This is a genomic window from Nonomuraea sp. B10E15 (assembly GCF_039871615.1).
GTDB lineage: Bacteria > Actinomycetota > Actinomycetes > Streptosporangiales > Streptosporangiaceae > Nonomuraea.
Genome location: NZ_JBDPMB010000004.1, coordinates 204984 through 223070, shown reverse-complemented (window position 1 = coordinate 223070; position 18087 = coordinate 204984). Strand labels below are relative to the sequence as shown.

Annotated in this window: 22 protein-coding genes; 14 read left to right on the top strand and 8 right to left on the bottom strand. The window is 72.0% G+C overall.

Annotated elements, in window-relative coordinates:
• Nucleotides 1-119 precede the first annotated feature (119 nt).
• From ABGB14_RS16670 to ABGB14_RS16660, 3 genes are all read right to left on the bottom strand, one after another.
• Nucleotides 120-422, bottom strand: a complete 303-nt coding sequence (locus ABGB14_RS16670) for a hypothetical protein (protein WP_347644562.1) — start codon at nt 420-422, stop codon at nt 120-122.
• Nucleotides 423-477: 55 nt separating this feature from the next.
• A complete protein-coding gene (locus ABGB14_RS16665; RefSeq protein ID WP_347644561.1) occupies nt 478-765 on the bottom strand; it encodes a hypothetical protein in 288 nt (95 codons plus the stop codon).
• Nucleotides 766-926: 161 nt separating this feature from the next.
• On the bottom strand, nt 927-1667 hold the full coding sequence (locus ABGB14_RS16660) for a GntR family transcriptional regulator (protein ID WP_347644560.1): 741 nt from the start codon (nt 1665-1667) through the stop codon (nt 927-929).
• 121 nt (nt 1668-1788) lie between these two features.
• On the opposite strand from ABGB14_RS16660, the gene ABGB14_RS16655 reads away from it, so the two are divergent.
• Nucleotides 1789-2580: an inositol monophosphatase family protein gene (locus ABGB14_RS16655; protein WP_347644559.1), complete on the top strand. Its 792-nt coding sequence runs from the start codon at nt 1789-1791 to the stop codon at nt 2578-2580.
• Here ABGB14_RS16655 and ABGB14_RS16650 read toward each other — a convergent pair.
• Complete coding sequence (locus tag ABGB14_RS16650) at nt 2524-3237, bottom strand: HAD family hydrolase (RefSeq protein WP_347644558.1); 714 nt, start codon at nt 3235-3237, stop codon at nt 2524-2526. The two genes, ABGB14_RS16655 and ABGB14_RS16650, sit on opposite strands and share 57 nt — an antisense overlap.
• The gene (locus tag ABGB14_RS16645; protein WP_347644557.1) at nt 3234-3908 is read right to left on the bottom strand and encodes a GntR family transcriptional regulator; all 675 of its coding nucleotides are present in this window, start codon (nt 3906-3908) and stop codon (nt 3234-3236) included. The genes ABGB14_RS16650 and ABGB14_RS16645 overlap by 4 nt, the downstream gene beginning before the upstream one ends.
• 79 nt (nt 3909-3987) lie before the next feature.
• Between ABGB14_RS16645 and ABGB14_RS16640 the strand changes: the two genes are divergently transcribed.
• The 4 genes from ABGB14_RS16640 (at nt 3988) to ABGB14_RS16625 (ending at nt 7681) form a co-directional block, all read left to right on the top strand.
• Entirely contained in the window at nt 3988-5175 is a 1188-nt protein-coding gene (locus tag ABGB14_RS16640) for a CoA transferase (protein WP_347644556.1), read from the top strand.
• Entirely contained in the window at nt 5172-6020 is an 849-nt protein-coding gene (locus ABGB14_RS16635) for a CoA ester lyase (RefSeq protein ID WP_347644555.1), read from the top strand. Before ABGB14_RS16640 ends, ABGB14_RS16635 begins: the two co-directional genes overlap by 4 nt.
• Nucleotides 6021-6089: 69 nt before the next feature.
• On the top strand, nt 6090-7430 hold the full coding sequence (locus tag ABGB14_RS16630; protein WP_347644554.1) for a TRAP transporter large permease subunit: 1341 nt from the start codon (nt 6090-6092) through the stop codon (nt 7428-7430).
• A gap of 14 nt (nt 7431-7444) precedes the next feature.
• Nucleotides 7445-7681: a hypothetical protein gene (locus tag ABGB14_RS16625; protein WP_347644553.1), complete on the top strand. Its 237-nt coding sequence runs from the start codon at nt 7445-7447 to the stop codon at nt 7679-7681.
• Here the strand turns inward: ABGB14_RS16625 and ABGB14_RS16620 are convergent.
• The gene (locus ABGB14_RS16620; protein ID WP_347644552.1) at nt 7678-8316 is read right to left on the bottom strand and encodes a TetR/AcrR family transcriptional regulator; all 639 of its coding nucleotides are present in this window, start codon (nt 8314-8316) and stop codon (nt 7678-7680) included. The two genes, ABGB14_RS16625 and ABGB14_RS16620, sit on opposite strands and share 4 nt — an antisense overlap.
• A gap of 169 nt (nt 8317-8485) precedes the next feature.
• On the opposite strand from ABGB14_RS16620, the gene ABGB14_RS16615 reads away from it, so the two are divergent.
• From ABGB14_RS16615 to ABGB14_RS16590, 6 genes are all read left to right on the top strand, one after another.
• A complete protein-coding gene (locus ABGB14_RS16615; RefSeq protein ID WP_347644551.1) occupies nt 8486-9466 on the top strand; it encodes a sugar ABC transporter substrate-binding protein in 981 nt (326 codons plus the stop codon).
• A 55-nt stretch (nt 9467-9521) separates the two neighbouring features.
• Nucleotides 9522-10529 (top strand): ABC transporter permease, encoded by a 1008-nt coding sequence (locus ABGB14_RS16610; RefSeq protein WP_347644783.1) that lies wholly within the window; start codon nt 9522-9524, stop codon nt 10527-10529.
• Nucleotides 10526-11281: an ATP-binding cassette domain-containing protein gene (locus ABGB14_RS16605; protein ID WP_347644550.1), complete on the top strand. Its 756-nt coding sequence runs from the start codon at nt 10526-10528 to the stop codon at nt 11279-11281. The genes ABGB14_RS16610 and ABGB14_RS16605 overlap by 4 nt, the downstream gene beginning before the upstream one ends.
• A 283-nt stretch (nt 11282-11564) precedes the next feature.
• Nucleotides 11565-12146: a helix-turn-helix domain-containing protein gene (locus tag ABGB14_RS16600; RefSeq protein ID WP_347644549.1), complete on the top strand. Its 582-nt coding sequence runs from the start codon at nt 11565-11567 to the stop codon at nt 12144-12146.
• Nucleotides 12143-13420 (top strand): MFS transporter, encoded by a 1278-nt coding sequence (locus tag ABGB14_RS16595; protein ID WP_347644548.1) that lies wholly within the window; start codon nt 12143-12145, stop codon nt 13418-13420. Before ABGB14_RS16600 ends, ABGB14_RS16595 begins: the two co-directional genes overlap by 4 nt.
• A gap of 26 nt (nt 13421-13446) precedes the next feature.
• A complete protein-coding gene (locus ABGB14_RS16590) occupies nt 13447-14067 on the top strand; it encodes a YigZ family protein (protein ID WP_347644547.1) in 621 nt (206 codons plus the stop codon).
• Here the strand turns inward: ABGB14_RS16590 and ABGB14_RS16585 are convergent, their stop codons facing one another.
• Entirely contained in the window at nt 14068-15297 is a 1230-nt protein-coding gene (locus ABGB14_RS16585; RefSeq protein WP_347644546.1) for an isochorismate synthase, read from the bottom strand.
• 218 nt (nt 15298-15515) lie between these two features.
• Here ABGB14_RS16585 and ABGB14_RS16580 point away from each other — a divergent pair, with 218 nt between their 5' ends.
• A complete protein-coding gene (locus ABGB14_RS16580; protein ID WP_347644545.1) occupies nt 15516-16352 on the top strand; it encodes an SGNH/GDSL hydrolase family protein in 837 nt (278 codons plus the stop codon).
• Between the two features lie 3 nt (nt 16353-16355).
• Here ABGB14_RS16580 and ABGB14_RS16575 read toward each other — a convergent pair whose 3' ends face one another.
• Nucleotides 16356-17069, bottom strand: coding sequence for an HNH endonuclease family protein (locus ABGB14_RS16575; RefSeq protein WP_347644544.1), 714 nt, complete (start codon nt 17067-17069; stop codon nt 16356-16358).
• Between the two features lie 75 nt (nt 17070-17144).
• Here ABGB14_RS16575 and ABGB14_RS16570 point away from each other — a divergent pair, with 75 nt between their 5' ends.
• Nucleotides 17145-17609 (top strand): CrcB family protein, encoded by a 465-nt coding sequence (locus tag ABGB14_RS16570; protein WP_347644543.1) that lies wholly within the window; start codon nt 17145-17147, stop codon nt 17607-17609.
• Nucleotides 17610-17670: 61 nt separating this feature from the next.
• Nucleotides 17671-18030: a fluoride efflux transporter CrcB gene (gene crcB, locus ABGB14_RS16565; protein WP_347644542.1), complete on the top strand. Its 360-nt coding sequence runs from the start codon at nt 17671-17673 to the stop codon at nt 18028-18030.
• The last annotated feature ends 57 nt before the right edge of the window (nt 18031-18087 follow it).

Here is an 18087-nt window from a genome sequence, read left to right as displayed (position 1 = left end):
GGTCTGTTGCCAAGGGCCGGGAGTGCACTGGTGACAAGAAGATGACCCGTCCGGAAATTTCCGGACGGGTCGGGATTCGTGGCTGCCAGGCCGGCGCCGGCGCGCGCGGCCGGCGTGTCTCAGCAGGTCCTGAGCCCGTCGAAACGCTGCGGCCATTCCCAGGTGAACTTGCTGTAACGGCTGCCGGGCTCCTTGTACGTGCAGACGCCGTCCGGTCCGTTGGCCAGCCGGACCCGGAACTCCACGCCCTTGGAGCAGTTGTTCCAGACCCACAGCTCGTCCTGGGCGCCGTCGTCGTCGAGCTTGTACGCCAGGCAGGAGGGCGCCCGCCCCGAGGCCGCGGCGGCGGCGTGAGCGGGGGCGGCGACCGTCGTGGCCGCGAACCCGGCCAGGGCGAGCATGGCGATGGTGGTTGCGCGCATGGTGGGGTGCTCCCTGTTCGTTTGTGAGGGTTCGCCGGTGTGAAGGAGGTACGGGTCAGCAGCTCACGAGCCCGTCGAAGCGGCGTGGCCAGTTCCACCACCACTTGTCGTAGCCGCTGCCGGGCTTCTTGTACGTGCAGGGCATGTCCTGGCCGTTGGCGAGCCTGACCTTGTAGCTCTTCGCCCCCTTGCAGGTGCTCCAGACCCACAGCTCGTCCTTGCCGCCGTCGTCGTCGAGCTTGTAGGTGAGGCAGGACGGCGCCGCCGCCTGCGCGGGGGCGGGGGAGACGGCTATGGCGGCGGCCGCGAAGACGCCCGCGGCGACGATCGTTCTGGTGCGCATCTTTCCTCTTCCGTCGGTGTCGGTCCCCGTGACCGGGCTGATGACAGGACGGTAGGCGGCGCCGTGTTGAGAACCTGTTGAGTCCGTGTGAGCCCGCCTGTCGGAGTGCATGCGCGGTGCGGCGCATATCCGTCCGGCTGGGCGCGCGAGGAGTCGCGGCCTCAGCGCTCGATGAGGGTGACCTCCAGGGAGTAGTGCGAGGCGCGGTAGACGTGCGAGCCGTGTTCGACGGCCCGGCCCTGGTCGTCGTACGTCGTCCGGATCATGGTGAGCAGGGGGGCGCCGCGGCGCTCGTCCAGCAGCTTCGCCTCGGACTGGCTGGCGGCGCGGGCGCCGATGCGCTGGTTGGCCACCCTCATCCGCACGCCCGCGCCGCGCAGCAGCTCGTACAGGCCGCGGCCCTCGAGGTCGGCGGCGGTGAGCGGGGCCAGCCCGAGCGGCAGCCAGTTGTGCAGCACGGCCAGCGGCTCGCCGGCCGCGAAGCGCAGGCGTTCGAGATAGAGGATCTCCGTGCCGGCCTCCACGCCCAGGATGGCGGCGATGTCGTCGTCGACCGGGTGCGGCTCCAGGGCCAGCACCTGCGTGGCCGGCTCCTGGCCGGCCCTGCGCAGGTCGTCGTAGAGGCTCGTCAGCTCCACCGAGCGTTTGACCTGCCCGTGCACCACCTGCGTGCCGACGCCGCGCTTGCGGACGAGCAGGCCCTTGTCCACGAGATACTGGATCGCCTGGCGGATCGTGGGCCGCGACAGGCCGAGCTTGTCGGCCAGCAGGATCTCGTTGTCCAGCCGCGAGCCCGGAGCCAGGTCACCCCGCCGGATCGCCTCGGCGATCTGCTCGGCCACCTGGAAATAGAGCGGCACGGGGCTGGATCGATCCAGGTCGATGGCGAGATCGCGGCTCATACTGATCAGCTTAACCGAGGTCATAATGTCCTGACAAACAGGTCATGAAAGGGCGTGCGTGGCGCTCGGGATTGGGCATGACGGTTGCGATGACCTCGATCGGCTGAAGCTGGAGCACCACATGGACGTGACCCCTCTGCTGGACACCGCCACCGAAGCGGCCAGGGCCGTCGGGCCCAGGCTGCGCAAGGCCTTCAGATCCCGGCCCGGTGTGACCACCAAACGGGACTTCCACGATCCCGTGACCGAGCACGACAGGGCGGCCGAGGAGACCATCCGCGCGGTCATCGGCGCCCGTTTCCCCGTCAGCGTGATCGTGGGGGAGGAGGGCGGCACGACCGGCTCCGGCGACCTCGTCTGGTACGTCGATCCCATCGACGGCACCGCCAACTTCGCCGCCGGGCTGCCGTTCTTCTGCGTGTCCATCGCCGCCGCCGTCGGGGGCGAGCTGGTGGCGGGGGTGGTGTACGACCCGGTGCGCGAGGACGAGTTCACCGCCTCCGCCGACGGCGCCTGGTGTAACGGCACCCCGCTGCGCAGCGCCGGCGCTGCCGCCGACCGCGAGGCGATGCTGCTGACGAGCTACCCCTCACCCCACGACCTGGACGCGGAGGGCGACGAGGCGCTGCGGCGCTACCGGCGCTTCCTCGAGTCCTTCGCCGCCGTGCGCAGGCCGGGCAGCGCGGCGCTGAACCTGGCGCACGTGGCCGCCGGATGGTCCGACGCCGCGTACGGCACCCGGGCCAACCCGTGGGACGTGGCGGCGGGAGCCCTGCTGGTGCGCCGGGCGGGCGGCGTCTACCTGGGAGATCCTCTGGCCCCCGGCGACTACCTGGCGCACGTGGGCGGCTTCGCCTTAGAGCACTCCGTGCTGGCCGAGGTCGCCGACGAGCCGCGCCAGGCCGGTCAGTGAGGTGATGCGGGGGAACCCGGCGGGCGGCCGCTGCACGCCGAGCCGGTCGAGCCAGACCGAGCGCATCCCGGCCGCCGCCGGCCCCGTCACGTCGTTCACCACGTCGTCGCCCACCAGCACGACCTCCTCCGGCGCCAGGCCGAGCGCCGCGGCGGCCCTCGTGTACGACGAGGGTGACGGCTTGAAGTGCCCGCCCAGCACCTCGCCCGTCAGCACCGGGCCGACCAGCCCGCCCAGTCCGATCGCCCGGACCTTCTCCTCCTGCACCGGTTGGGCGCCGTTCGTCAGCACGCCGAGCGCGAACCCGCCCAGCTTCTTCACCGCCTCCGCCGCGTCGGGGAAGGCCGCCCAGCCGCGCCGGTAGCGGCCGGTGAAGTCGGCGTAGGCCGCGTCGAGGTCGCCGGGCTCGGGCACGGCCAGTTCGGCGCAGAGCGCGCTCAGCCGCAGCCGCCGCTGCTCCTGCACCGAGCACTCGCCGCGCTGCCACATCGCGAGGTACGGCCCCTCCAGCTCCGCCCAGAGCGCGGCCACCTCGCCCAGCCGGGGATGGCCGGGCGCGCGGGCGGAGACCCAGGAGACGATGGCGCCGTCGGCGGCGCCCCGGTGGTCGAGCAGCGTGCCGTCCAGGTCGAACAGGACCCCCTTGACGCCGGTCATGCCAGGCCGCCCGTCAGCGGGCCGGGGGTCTCCTTGCGGAACTCGCCGGCGCGGTTGACGTGGTCGACCATGATGCGTTCCGCGGCCGCCCCGTCGCCGGCCGCGAGCGCCGCGAGGATGCCCTCGTGCGCCGCCATCTGGGCCTTGACCTGGGCCTCGTCCAGCCAGAGTGACGCCTCGGCGGGCACGGGGAAGCTGTTGCGCACCGATCGGGCGTGCCCGCCAAGGAAGGCGGGGCCGCCGATGTCGACGATGCTCAGGTGGAAGCGCCTGCTCTGCTCGCCGAGCAGGTCGTACCGGCCGTGTTCGGCGTCCTCGGCCATCGCGGCGTGCAGCTCGCGCAGCGAGGCCAGCTGCTCCGGAGTGATCCTGGCCGCCGCCAGCCGCGCGCCCAGGCCCTCGACGACCGCGCGCAGGCCGTAGTATTCCGCGAGCGCCTCGTCGCCCAGGTCGACCACGGTCGCGCCGTGGTGTGCCTCATAGCTGATCAGCCGGTCCTTCTCCAGCCTGCGCAGGGCCTCGCGCACGGGCGTGACCGACACCCCGAGCCGTTTGGCCACCTCTCCGGCCCGCAACGCCGTGCCGCCGGGGATCCGCGCGCTGCGGATCTCGTCGAGGAGCACGCTGTAGACGTACTCGGCCTTGCTCATGGGCGGTCGTGGGGTCGGCATGCGTCAAGTGTCTCCCAGATTCAGGACCAATCAGGCGAACGTCTTGACCTATGACATATTTCTTATAAGTTACATTCCCATGACTAGCCTCGCTGACCTGCGGGTCATCGACGCGGCGACGTTGTTCGCCGGTCCCTCCGCCGCGATGATGCTGGGCGACTTCGGCGCCGATGTGATCAAGATCGAGCATCCCCGCCGCGGCGATCCCTCACGCGGGCACGGTGCCTCCGTGGACGGTGTGGGGCTGTGGTGGAAGACGCTGTCGCGCAACAAACGCAACGCGGCCGTCGACCTGTCGCAGGCCGAGGGGCAGGAGATCCTGCGCCGCCTGGCCGAGCGGTCCGACGTGCTGATCGAGAACTTCCGCCCCGGCACCCTGGAGCGCTGGAACCTGGCCCCCGAGGACCTCCTGGGGGTCAACCCGCGGCTGATCGTCGCACGGATGACCGGCTTCGGGCAGTTCGGGCCGATGTCCGCGCGGCCCGGGTTCGGGACGCTGGCCGAGGCCATGAGCGGGTTCGCGGCCATGACCGGCCAGCCCGACGGCCCGCCGACGCTGCCGCCGCTGGCCCTCGCCGACGGCATCGCCGGCCTGGCCATGTCGTACGCGATCATGGTGGCGCTGCGCGCCCGCGAGAGCACCGGGCGCGGGCAGGTCATCGACCTGGCCATCATCGAGCCCATCCTCGGCCTGCTGGGGCCGCAGGTGAGCGCGTACAAGGCGCTCGGGATCGTGCCCGAGCGCACCGGCAACCGCTCCACCAGCAACGCCCCCCGCAACACCTACCGCACCCGCGACGGCCGCTGGCTGGCCATCTCCACCAGCGCCCAGCCGATCGCCGAGCGGGTGGTGACCCTCGTGGGGCGGCCCGACCTCGTCGAGCAGCCGTGGTTCGCCAGCGGGCACGGGCGGGTCCAGCACGTCGACGAGCTGGACGAGGCGGTCGCCTCCTGGATCGCCGAGCGGGACGCCGACGAGGTCATCGCCCGCTTCGAGGAGGTGCAGGCCGCGGTCGCGCCCATCTACGACGTCTCCGACGTCGCGGGCGACCCGCAGTACGCGGCGCTGAACACGTTCGTGGACGTGCCCGACGAGGAACTCGGCTCGGTCACCATGCAGAACGTGCTGTTCCGCATGTCGGACACGCCGGGCGAGATCCGCTGGCCGGGCCGGCCCCTGGGCAGGGACACCGACGAGGTGCTCGCCGAGCTGGACTACCCGGACGAGCGGATCGCGGCGCTGCGCGAAGCCGGAGTGATCGCGTGAACCCGCCCGTGACCTGGTTGTACGTGCCCGGCGACCGGCCCGAGCGGTTCGGCAAGGCGGTCGCGTCCGGAGCCGACGTCGTGATCCTCGACCTCGAGGACGCGGTCGCCCCCGCCCGCAAGGACGAGGCCCGCGCCAACGCCGTCGCCTACCTGCGTTCCCGCCGGGACGGCCCGTCCGGCGACGCGGCGGTCCAGGTGCACGTCCGGGTCAACGACCTGGCGACCGGGCGCGGCCGGGCCGATCTGGAGGCGGTCGCCGGCCTCGCCGACGGTGTGCGGCTGCCGAAGGTCGAATCGCCCGCCTCGTTGGACACGATCGCCGGGGTGCCCGCGTACGCGCTGCTGGAGTCGGCGGCGGGGATCGTCGCCGCCCGCGAGATCGCCGCCCACCCGAGCGTCGCCGGGGTGGCGCTCGGCGAGCAGGACCTGGCCGCCGAGCTGGCCGTCGCCGACGAGCACGCCATGAACCACCTCAGGCTCCAGGTCGTGCTGGCCGCCGCCGCGGCGGGCCTGCCGCCGGTGCCCATGTCCGTCTATCCGGACGTCAAGGACGAGGCCGGCCTGCTGGCCTCGTGCCGGGCCGGCCGCGCGCTCGGCCTGTTCGGCAGGACCGCGATCCACCCCCGCCAGATCCCCGTGATCCGGCAGGCCTTCCGCCCGGACCGCGAGGAGGTGGCCAGAGCCGCCGAGATCGTCGAGGCCGCCGAACGGGCCGAGCGGACCGACACGGGCGCGCTCGCGCTGCCCGACGGCCGTTTCGTGGACGCTCCCATCGTCGCCAGGGCCCGCCGCACCGTGGAGCTGGCCCACAGGCTCGCCGATCCGCCGTCCTCGGACGGCTGACCCCGGACCCCCGTCCGCCGTCCGCCGTCCGGAACGCGTGGAATCGTCCCCCACTGGAGGAATTTCGCCATGGGAATCGCCGTATGGGCGCTCGTCGCCTACATCGCCATCATCGTCGTCTGGAACGGCGTGCTGAAACGCGGCATCGGTGAGGCGATGCTCCTCGGGTTCGTCGCCATCTGCCTGTTCGGTGGCACCGAGTTCTTCGGCCTGGCCTGGGCGGGCATCACCGAGGCGCTGGCCGAGGAGGTCGTCTTCGCCGCGCTGGCGTTCGTGTTCATGGGTTACCTGCTCACCAAACTGGGGCTCATCCAGGAGCAGGTCACCGTGCTGAACTCCGTCTTCGGCCGGCTGCGCGGAGGCGCGGGATACGTCTCCACCTCGGCGGCCGCCCTGCTCGGCGGGCCGTCGGGCTCGGGGTCCGGCATCGCCGCGTCCGTGGGGTCGGTGACCATCCCGTGGATGACCAGGTCGGGCTGGCGGCCCGACCTGGCCGCCTCGCTGGTGGCGGGCAACGCCGGGCTCGGCATCTCGATCCCGCCGAGCTCGTCGATCTTCCTGCTGCTCGGTTCCGCCGCCGTGGCGCCCGTGCTGACCGCCGACCAGCTGTTCGTGCCCGCGCTCGTGGGCGGGTTGTGGACGGTGGCGTACCGGTTCGTCCTGGTGTTCCTCTGGGTGCGGCGGCACAAGATCGCCGCCACCGACGCGGCCGACATCGTCCCGCTGCGGGCCGCTCTGCGGGCCGGGTGGACGTCGCTGCTGGTGTACGCGGGCATCGTCATCCCGGTGCTGATGACCCTGGACTTCGGCGTCAAGCTCATGGAGTCGCGGGTGGGGGAGGCGGCGGCCGACGACGTCAGCATCGTCGTGTGGATCCCCGTGCTGACCGTGCTGGTCACCCTCGCGGTGGCGTGGAAGCGGCTGCCGCGCACCGGCCGCGCCTGGAGCGAGCTGCTCGCCGACATGGGCCCCAGGTACGCGGTCATCGGCGCGACGTTGTTCTTCGCCTTCGCGGCCGCCGCCACCCTGGGCGAGCTGGGCCTGGTCGAGCAGCTGACCACGATCATGCAGGCGCTCGACGCCCCCGCCGTGGTCATCGCCACCGTGGTCGGCCTGCTGATCGTGGTCGTCGCCGCGCCGCTGACCTCCACCGCGACGATCGCCGCGGTCGGCGGGGTGGCCTTCAGCGCGCTGACCGCGGCCGGGATGGACCCCGCGGCCGCGGCCACCGCCGTCATGATCTTCGCCTCGACGGAGGGGGCGTCCCCGCCTGGCGCGGCCCCCATCTACATCGCCTGCGGCATCGCCCAGGTGGACCCGGCCAGGACGTTCGTCCGGCTGATCGTCTGGTTCGTCATCCCGACCCTGGTCATCGGCGTGCTGGTGGCGACCGGCGCGCTGCCGATCTGAGAGGAAGTCACAACGTGAACGCCGTCAAGACCGTGACCATGGTCCTGTTCAAGATCGGCCTGGTGCTGTTCCTCGCCCTCGGGGTCGTCGTCGTGCTCGCCCAGGCTGTCGGCCTCGTCGCCGGAAGCCCGGGCCTGGTCTCCGGCGTGGTGTCCGCGCTGGGCCTGCCGATGACCGTGGCGGCGGGCGCGACCGGTCTGCTCGCCTTCGTGATGGCCTACGTGTTCGGCTGGAAGCCCGGCGAGGACTAGCCGGCAGGGTTCCAGCGGGCCTTGAGCTCGTCGTCCTCAGGTGGCGGGCCGGGCAGCTCGCGGTGGCCGGGCGTCACCCTCAGCGCGTCCGTCGCCAGCGCCAGGAAGCGGTGGCGCAGCTGCGCGGTGCGCTTCTCGTCGCCCAGCTTGATCGAGGCGATCTGCTCCAGCAGCAGCGCGATGTCGGCGACCGTCACGTCGGGCCGCAGCGCGCCCGCCTCGACCGTGCGGCGATGGATCTCCGTGGCCAGGCCGTCGGCCCTGACGGCGTCGCGATAGAGCTCCTCCGTCGGGCGGAAGGTGCCCGCCAGCCTGATCGTCAGCGAGTTGGTGTCGGCGTCGACGATGCCGCGCAGGTAGCCGGCGAACGCCTCCCACGCGTCGCCCTCCTCGGCCAGCGCCCGCTCGGTCACCTCGATGTAGAGCTTCAGCCCGTCGCCGCAGAGCTTCTGCAGCAGGGCCTCCTTGCTGGGATAACGGCGGTAGAGCGCGCTGATCCCGACCCCCGCCCTCTCGGCCACGGCCGCTATGGGGGCGCCGGGGTCGGCGGTGAACACCGCCCTGGCCGCCTGGAGGATCAGCTCGTCGTTACGTGCGGCCTGGGCCTTGCGGCCGCTCATGGGTGCGCTGGTCATGCCGCCATCATATGGGAACGTACGATTCCGTTCTACTCTCTGTGCTATGCGTATACGATACGCACCAGGCTGCGAAGAGAAGAAGATCGCCGCATTAGTCCGCATGTCTATACATGGTGTTGACATTGAGGTAGAACCGTGGCTAGCCCGTTGGTCTTGGAGGTGTCCTGTGAGACGTACCCCGATCGTGCTGGCCCTGGTGGGCGCGCTGGTCATGACAGGTTGTTCCTCGGGAGGAGAGAGCGCGCAGAGCGCCCCTCCCGCCTCCTCCACCGGCGCGGGCGGGGGCGGTGACGCGAGTTTCTCGGTCATCACCCACGGCGCGCCCGGCGACTCCTTCTGGGACGTGGTCAAGAACGGCGCCGAGGCCGCGGGCGAGCAGTACGGCGTGCAGGTGACCTACCAGGGCGACGGCGACCCCGCCAAACAGTCGCAGCTCATCGACCAGGCCGTCTCCGGGAAGGTGGACGGCATCGTGGTCTCCATGGCCAACCCCGACGCGCTGAAGGAGGCCATCGGCAAGGCGGTCGCGGCGAAGATCCCGGTGGTGACGATCAACTCGGGCGCCGAGTCGTCCAAGGCGTTCGGCGCGCTCACGCACGTCGGCCAGTCGGAGGACGTCGCCGGGCGCGGCGCGGGCGAGCAGCTCAAGGCGGCCGGCGTCACCAAGCTGGTCTGCGTCGTCCACGAGGCCGGCAACGTCGGCCTCGACCAGCGCTGCAAGGGCGCGGAGGAGACGCTGGGCGGCACGGTCGAGCGGCTGCAGGTGGACATCAGCAACCTGGCCGACGTGACGTCCAAGGTCACCGCGAAACTCCAGTCGGACCAGCAGGTCAACGGCGTGCTGGCGCTCAACCCGGCCATCGCGGTCGCCGCCAGGGACGCGATCAGCGACTCGGGCTCGCAGGCCAAGCTGGCCACGTTCGACCTGTCGGCCGACGTGGTCGACGCGATCAAGGCGGACGAGATCCTGTTCGCCGTGGACCAGCAGCAGTACCTGCAGGGCTACCTGCCGATCACGTTCCTGAACCTGTACAGGACCAACCTCAACACCGTCGGCGGCGGCCTGCCGGTCAACACCGGGCCGGGCTTCGTCACCAAGGACAACGCCGAGCAGGTGTCCAAGCTGGCCGAGGCGGGCACCCGATGACGCCGTCCGCCGGGGAGGCCGCGTGACGGGCGCGCAGGCCCGGGCAGACGACCGCATGGCCGACGTCGGCATGGTCCGGCGGCTGCTGATCAGGCCCGAACTGGGCGCGGTGGTCGGCCTGGTCGTGGTGTTCGTGTTCTTCGCCACCCAGTCACCGGTGTTCCGGTCGCCGGCCGGCATCGCCAACTGGCTCGACCCGGCCGCCACGCTCGGCATCATGGCGGTCGCGGTGGCGCTGCTGATGATCGGCGGCGAGTTCGACCTGTCCGCCGGCGTGCTGACCGGCACCAGCGGGCTGATCCTGGTCACGCTGGCCACCCGGTTCGGCCTCAACGTGTGGCTGGCCATGCTCGCCGGCCTCGTCGTGGCGCTGGCCGTCGGGTACGCCAACGGCCTGATCGTCACCAGGACGCGGCTGCCCAGCTTCATCGTCACCCTGGGCACGTTCCTCATGCTGCAGGGGATCAACCTCGGCGTCACCAAGGCCATCACCGGAACCGTCCAGGTCAGCGGGCTGCGCCGGGCGGAGGGGTTCGAGGGCGCGAGCGCGATCTTCGCGGGCACGGTCGAGATCGGCGGCACCTCGTTCCGCGTGGCGATCCTGTGGTGGATCCTCGTGACCGCGCTGGCCACCTGGGTGCTCATGCGCTCCAGGGCCGGCAACTGGATCTTCGCGGTGGGGGGCAACGAGCAGGCCGCCCGCGCCGTGGGCGTGCCGGCCGCGCGGACGAAGATCGCATTGTTCATGACCACGGCGTTCGCGGCCTGGCTGGTGGGCTCGATCATGGCGCTGCGTTACACGTCCGTGCAGGCCAACATCGGCATCGGTCAGGAGTTCATCTACATCATCGCGGCCGTGATCGGCGGCTGCCTGCTCACGGGCGGCTACGGCTCGGCCGTCGGGGCCGCCATCGGCGCGGTCATCTTCGGCATGGCCGACAAGGGCATCGTCTTCCTGGGCTGGGACGCCGACTGGTTCAAGTTCTTCCTCGGCGCGATGCTGCTGCTGGCGACGCTGGCCAACCGCCTGGTCCGGCGGTACGCCGAGGAGGTGCGGCATTGATTCTCGAGACCCGTGGCATCGGGAAGACGTTCGGCTCCGTGCTGGCGCTGCGCGACGTGTCGATGAGCGTGACGGGCGGACAGGTCACCTGCGTGCTCGGCGACAACGGCGCGGGCAAGTCGACGCTCATCAAGATCCTCGCCGGGGTGCACCGGCATGACGCGGGCACGCTGCTCGTCGACGGCGCGGAGGTGAGCTTCGCCAGCCCGCGCGAGGCGCTCGACCGCGGCATCGCCACCGTCTACCAGGATCTGGCCATGATCCCGCTCATGTCGGTGTGGCGGAACTTCTTCCTCGGCTCCGAACCGCGCAAGGGCCTTGCCTTCGACGTCGCCAAGGCCCGGCGGGTGGCCCGCGACGAGCTCCGCGCGATGGGGATCGACATCCGCGACGTGGACCAGCCGGTCGGCACGCTGTCCGGGGGCGAGCGGCAGTCGGTGGCCATCGCCAGGGCCGTGTACTTCGGCGCCCGCGTCCTCATCCTGGACGAGCCCACCTCGGCGCTGGGGGTCAAGCAGGCGGGTGTGGTGCTGCGCTACATCGCCAGGGCCCGCGACCGGGGGCTCGGCGTGGTCTTCATCACCCACAACCCGCACCACGCCTACCCGGTGGGCGACCGGTTCCTGCTGCTCAACCGGGGCACGAGCCTCGGCGAGTACGGCAAGGGCGAGATCACCACGCAGGAGCTGACCGCGCTCATGTCCGGCGGGGCGGAACTGGAGGAGCTGGCGCACGAGCTGGAACGGGAGTGAATTTGGGCGACACTTGACCGATTCCGGCGTTCACCTGGGCGGATGCACCGGGCAAAGACCCCATAGGTACGCCTAGTGCCATCGGGGGATCTGTTGATCTACAACGTAAAGGCGCCGGGCGTCGTACGGTGGCGCTCGCTCCTGTACGGCCCCTTATTACCCGGCGCGACGGCCGCCCGAGCTCCAGGCCGGGCGGCCGTCGCATGTCATGCCCGAGTCAATGCCAACAGTTCTTCGCGAAGAAGTCTTTGCGAAGAACTGTTGGTGGTTTAGTCTCTCCCCCATGACGCAATCCAGGGACAGCGTGGTCGTCCTCGATGCCAAGGGTCTGCGCGCCCTGGCCCATCCGGTTCGCGTGCAACTCGTGGACCTGCTGCGCCGGCACGGTCCCTCCACCGCGACGCGGCTGGCCGAGCGCCTCGGGGTGAACTCGGGCACCGCCAGCTACCACCTGCGCAGGCTGGGCGCGGCGGGCTTCGTCGCGGAGGACACCGAGCGCGGCAACGCGCGTGAGCGCTGGTGGCGCTCGGTCCACCGCGCCACCCACCTGACCGGCGACGAGCTGGCCGAGCGGGAGCCGGAGGCGGTGCTGGCCTACATGCAGTCCGTCGCCGCCCTCTACAACCTGCGCACCCAGCGGGCACTCAACGAGATGCAGACGATGCCGGGCGAGTGGCGGCACGTGCTCGACCTCAGCTCGTTCGCGCTGCGCCTCACCCCGGAGGAGAGCCGGCGGTTGCGCGAAGAACTGGGCGCGGTCGTCGCCCGCTACCGGCAGGACGAGCCCGGTGTGGCCGCGCCCGAAGGCTCGGCGCGCGTCTCGCTGATCACCCAGCTGCTTCCCGAGCCGCCGGAGGTCACGTGAGGGGACGGCGTGCCTCCTTACGCCCGCTGACCGGGCTGCTCGCCGCCCTGACCGTGTCACTGACCGGGACACGCGTGTCGGCCATCGCGCTGCCCTGGTTCGTGCTGGAGTCCACCGGAAGCGCGGCTCAGACGGGACTGGTGGCGTTCGCGGAGATGGCGCCGTACGTGCTGGCCAAAGCTTTGACCGGGCCGATGGTCGACCGGGGGCCGCGCCGGATCTCGTGGGTCGCCGACATGGTGAGCGCCTCCGGCGCCGGGGCGGTGGTCCTGCTGCACGGGCTCGGTCTCCTGCCGCTCGGCGCGCTGATCGCGCTGGTGGCGGTGATCGGCACGGCAAGGGGTCCTGGAGACCTGGCGAAACAGGTCATGGTCCCGGAGGCGTCCGAGCGCGGGCGGGTGCCGCTGGAACGGGCCGCCGGACTCATGGGCGTGACGGATCGCCTGGCGCAGACGGCCGGGCCCGCGGCCGGCGGTGCGGTCGTGGCGCTGGCCGGCGCGATGACGAGCCTGGTGGTCAGCGCCGCGTGTTTCGCTCTCGGCTCCATGCTGGTGGCGTGGGCGCTGCCGCGTGGCATGGGACACCACGCGCCGGCGCCGGAGGACAAGGAGGGGTACTGGCGGCGTTTCGGCCATGGCCTTACGTTCCTGCGCGGCGAGCCGCTGCTCCTCGCCGTGGCCTTCATGGTCGGCATCACCAATCTGCTCGACGCGGCCTTCAGCCAGGTGCTCGCGCCCGTGTGGGCCAGGGAGTCCGGCCACGGTCCCGCGGCCCTCGGCCTGAACAGCGCCGTGATGGGGGTGACCGCGGCCGGCGGCAGCTTGATCGCCGCGGCGGTCGCGCACCGCATGCGGCGCAGGCCGGTCTTCTTCGCCGCGTTCCTGATCGCCGGGCCGCCGAGATTCCTCATCCTGGCCACCGACCTGCCGTTGTACGCCATCGTGGCGGTGTTCGCGGTCGGCGGGTTCGCCAGCGGGTTCGTCAACCCCATCCTGGGGGCGATCTCGTACGAGCGGGTGCCAAGACCCCTGCTCGGCCGGGTGAACGCCCTGCAGACGTCGCTGGCCTGGGCCGGAATCCCGCTGGGCGGTCTGCTGGGCGGGGTCGCGGTCACGGCGGCCGGGCTGGCGCCGGTGCTGGTGGCCGGCGGCTCCGCGTACGGGCTCACCACCAGCCTGACGGGGCTGCGGCGCGAATGGCGGGAGATGGACCGGTTGGGCGGTCACGGGCCGCCTGCCAGGCCGACGGAGAAGGGCGCCGAGGACCTGGGGTGAGGCCGGAGGGCAATACCCTGGGGGATGTGCCTGCGCCGTACCTGACCATCACCACCACCGTCGAGCACGAGACCGAGGCGCGGCGTTCGCGGTTCATCTGCGCGCTGGCGCCGGCGCGCACGGTCGAGCAGGCGGCGGCCTTCATCGGCGAGCGCAGGCAGCGGCATCCGTCCGCCACCCACAACTGCACGGCCTACGTCATCGGCGAGCGCATCCAGAAGGGCGACGACGACGGCGAGCCGGGCGGCACCGCGGGCACGCCCATGGTGCAGGCGCTGGTGGGCAGGGGGTTCAGCGACGTGGTGGCGGTGGTGACCCGCTATTTCGGCGGCACCCTGCTGGGCGCGGGCGGGCTGGTGCGGGCCTACGGTTCGGCGGTGACCGAGACCCTGGACCGGGTCGAGCCGGTGCGGATGGTGCCGGCCAGGCTGGTGCGCGTGGCGGTCGCCCACGACCAGGCCGGCCGGGTGGAGAACGACCTGCGCGCCTCCCGCCACACGGTGCGGGACGTGACGTACGCGGGCGAGGTCTGCTTCGGCGTGGCGGTGGGCGCCGACGAGGTGGCGGCGTTCACCGACTGGGTGGCCGGGCTGACGGCCGGCCGGGCCCGCGTCTCGCTGGGCGAAGACCTCCACGTCCCGGAGTGATCAGCCCTCCAGGGCGTACTGCATGACACGGAACTTCGCCTGGGCCTCGGCCAGCTCGGCCGCCGGGTCGGAGTCGCCCATGATGCCGCCGCCGGCGAACAACCGTGCCCGCCGCCCCTGCACCAGCCCCGAGCGCAGCGCGATGCCCCACTCGCCGTCGCCGTTGGCGTCGATCCACCCGACGGGGCCGGCGTAGCCCGCGCGGTCCATGCCCTCCAGCTCGCGGATGACCTCGATGGCGGTGCCGGTGGGGGTGCCGCCGACGGCCGCCGTCGGGTGCATCGCGGCGACCACGTCGAGCACCGACGCCCCGTCGGCCAGCCGGCCGGTGACGTGGCTGGCCAGGTGCTGGACGTTGGGCAACATCAGCAGCTCGGGCTCGTCGGGCGTCATCAGCGCGGAGCACAGCGGCGCCAGCGTGTCGCGTACGGAGGCGATCGCGCACTCGTGCTCGTGGCGGTCCTTCGCCGACGCGAACAGCGCGGCGCCTCTGGCGAGGTCGTCGGCGGGGCCGGTGCCGCGCGGGGTCGTGCCGGCCAGCACCAGCGACTCGATCTCCTGGCCCGTGCGCCGGATCAGCAGCTCGGGCGTGGCCCCCACCAGCCCCGCCACCGAGAACGTGTAGCACTCGGGGTAGCGCCGCGCCAGCCGGGTGAGCAGCAGGCGCACGTCGATGGGCCGTTCGGCGGTGGCGAGCAGGTCGCGGGCCAGCACCACCTTCTCCAGCTCGCCGTCGCGGATGCGCCGCGCGGCGCGGGCGACGACGTGCTCCCACTCGGGAGCGCTCAGGCTGCCGTCGCCGTAGCTGATGCGGCCCGGCGCGCGTACGGGGGAGAACGTCTCCAGCGGCGCCTCGCCGATCGTGGTGAGCCAGGCGCGCCCGTCGCGCCGGGCGAGCACGGCCCGGGGCACGACCAGGACGGAGCCGCGGGCGTCCTCGTCGAAGGTGAAGCTGCCGAAGGCGACGGGGCCCGAGGCGGGGGTGCGCACGGCGTCGTCGACGTGGGCGTCGCCGAGGACGGTGGCCAGCCACTGGCGGGCCCAGGCGAACCGGCCGGGGCCCGGGGGGACGGTGACCCGAGCGGCCTCGCCCCAGCCGACCAGGCCCTCGCCGTTTCTGACCCAGGCGTAAGGTGTCGTCCTGGGCAGGGAAGCCAGCAGGTCACCGGGGTCGCCGACAGGGGTGGTGCGAACCGGTAGCGGGCGGGTTGTTCCGAGCGCGACACTCACCCGAGACACTCTATGCGGGAACTGAACATGTTCGACTCGGACCCCCGCGAATGTGAGGTTGTGGACATCGAACCCGGATATGACCGCACGGGCAGGGGTATCGGCCACACTCTCACCACCTGCGGCCCTGTCAAGCGGCGATATGAAGTCGGTCCTGAAATGACAGACCTTGCCCTGACGTCATAGGACCCTCGTGATCGGCTCCCTACCTTAGGGCCATGATCGCTCGTCTGGGCTCCGCCTCCCTCGCCGCCGTGGTCGTCCTCTCCGGCTCAGGTGTCGCGCGCGCCGCCGCCGTCCAGCCCGTTCCCGAGATCATGGCCGCGCTCGGCGACTCGATCTCCACCGGGTTCAACGCCTGCGGCTGGTACGTCTCCTGCCCCTCACGCTCCTGGTCGTCGGGCGACCACGGCGAGGTGTCCAGCCACTACCTGCGCCTGTCGCAGCTCTCTGGAACGCTCCACAAGCACAACCTCAACTTCGCCGCGCCCGGCTCGACCAGCGCCGACCTGCTCGGCCAGGTGAAGAAGGCGGTCGCGGCCAAGGCCGACTACGTGACGATCCTCATCGGCGCCCAGGACGCCTGCGTGCGCACCGAGCAGGCGATGACCCCCGTGTCGACCTACCGGGCCCGGCTGGACCGGGCGCTGCACGAGCTGCGGGCAGGGATGCCCGGCGCCAGGGTGTTCATCGCCAGCATTCCCGACCTGCGGCGGTTGTGGCGCGTGGGCAAGGACCAGGCGCTCGCCCGGTCGTTCTGGACGCTGGGCCGCATCTGCCAGACGATGCTGGCCAGGCCCAAGTCGGCCAAGCGGGCCGACAAGGAGCGCAGGTCCAGGGTGCGGGAGCGGGCGATGGCCTACAACCGCGAGGCGGCCAGGGCCTGCGCCGCGTACGGGCCGGCCTGCCGCACCGACGGCGGCGCGGTGTTCTCCTTCCCCTTCACCCTCGAGCACGTCAGCAGGTGGGACTACTTCCATCCGAGCACGGCCGGGCAGCGGGTGCTGGCGGAACAGACGTTCGAGCGCGGTTTCGACTGGCTCGACCCGCGGTAGCCGTCACCGGCACTGGGCGAGCATGGCCTTCTTGTCGGCGCGGGTGACCGGCACGCCGTACTTGAGCGCGACCTGCGCGAAGCGGGTGACGTAGGCGCAGCGGATGACCCGGCGCGGCGGCAGCCAGCGTGACGGGCCGGAGGCGTCCTTGTCCTCGTTGGTGTCGCCGTCCACGGGCAGCAGGTTGAGCGGGTCGTTGGCGAAGTCGAGCCGCTTGGACATCGGCCAGCGCGGCGCGCCCATGCGCCAGCCGTAGTTGAGCGGCACCACGTGGTCGACCTGCACCTCGTCGGCGCGGGACTTGCGCCAGTGGATGATCCGGCCGGTGTAGGGGTCGGCCAGCCTCATCGAGACGACCTCGCAGCTGGAGCCCGCCCGGTAGGTCACGTCGCGGCCGTCGCGGGCCAGGAGGTCGTCCCGGGTACGGCAGCCGTTGCGCGCGTACGGCACCCCCACGGCGTCGTCGGCCCAGTTCGCTCCGTACCTCGTGCGCCGGTATCCGGTGTTGGGGCCGAGCCGTTCGACCCGCAGCCGCTTGATGAGGGCGCGCGCGTCGGCCTTCTCCGCGTCGGAGATGATAGGTGCCAGGCCGGGCAGCGTCCCGCTGACGTTGCCCAGAGGGCCGGCCGCGGTGGCCGGTCCGGTCTTGGCGCTGTTGATGAGAGAAACGACGATGACGGCTCCTGCGAGGAAGGCGATCGCGTCCTTCGTGCTCAACCGGTCCTCCGTGCGGCTCCCCAGGTTGTCTAGAGAGGTGCCCGGCATCCGGGGTGCCGACACGGGGAGGGTTTCGTGACTGATCGCCCGATCGATCCGGCATCCGATCTCCACGTGCCCGCTCGGCGCGCCGAGGTGAGCGGTCAGGTGCTCGCGGTGATCGCGGCCGGCGGCGCGCTGGGAGCGCTGGCGCGGCACGGCCTGCAGACCGCCGTGCCCGCCGGTCCCGCGGACTTCCCGTGGGCGACGTTCTGGGTCAACGTGTCGGGCTGCCTGCTGATCGGGGTGCTCATGGTGGTGATCACCGAGGTCCGGCGGGCCCACCGGCTCGTGCGGCCGTTCCTTGGAGTGGGGGTGCTGGGCGGCTACACGACGTTCTCGACGTACGCGGACGGCGTGCGGCAGGCGGTGGAGGCGGGCGCGCCGGTGACGGGGCTGGTCTACCTGGTGGGCACCCTGCTGGCGGCGCTCGCGGCGGTGGTCGCGGGCATGTGGCTGACCAGGCGGATCCCCGTTGTCGCGCGGGCGAGGGCGAAATGAGGGCGGCGCCCGCCAGGCGGGCCGATGACGGCGCACGCGCGGTGAGTGGCCGGTGCGCGCCATGACGGTGCTGCTGATCGTGCTGGGCGCGGCCGTAGGGGCGCCGCTGCGGTATCTGGCGGACCGGGCGGTGCAGGCACGCCACGACACGGTCTTCCCGTGGGGGACGCTGACGGTCAACGTGGCCGGGTCGGCGCTGCTCGGGTTCCTGGCCGTGCTGCCCGCCGGCGACGGGGTGATGGCGCTGGCGGGCACGGGGTTCTGCGGGGCGCTGACGACGTACTCCACCTTCGGGTACGAGACGGTCCGGCTGGTGGAGGAGGGCGCCCGCTTCCACGCGGTGGCCAACGCGGTGGCCAGTGTGCTGGCCGGGCTGGGCGCGGCCTACTGCGGAGTGGCGCTGGCTCAGGCCGTGGCCTGAGCGGCGGCGGCCTGAGCGGTGGTGGCGGGCGTCGGTGTGGGGCGGGTCGCGCCGGTG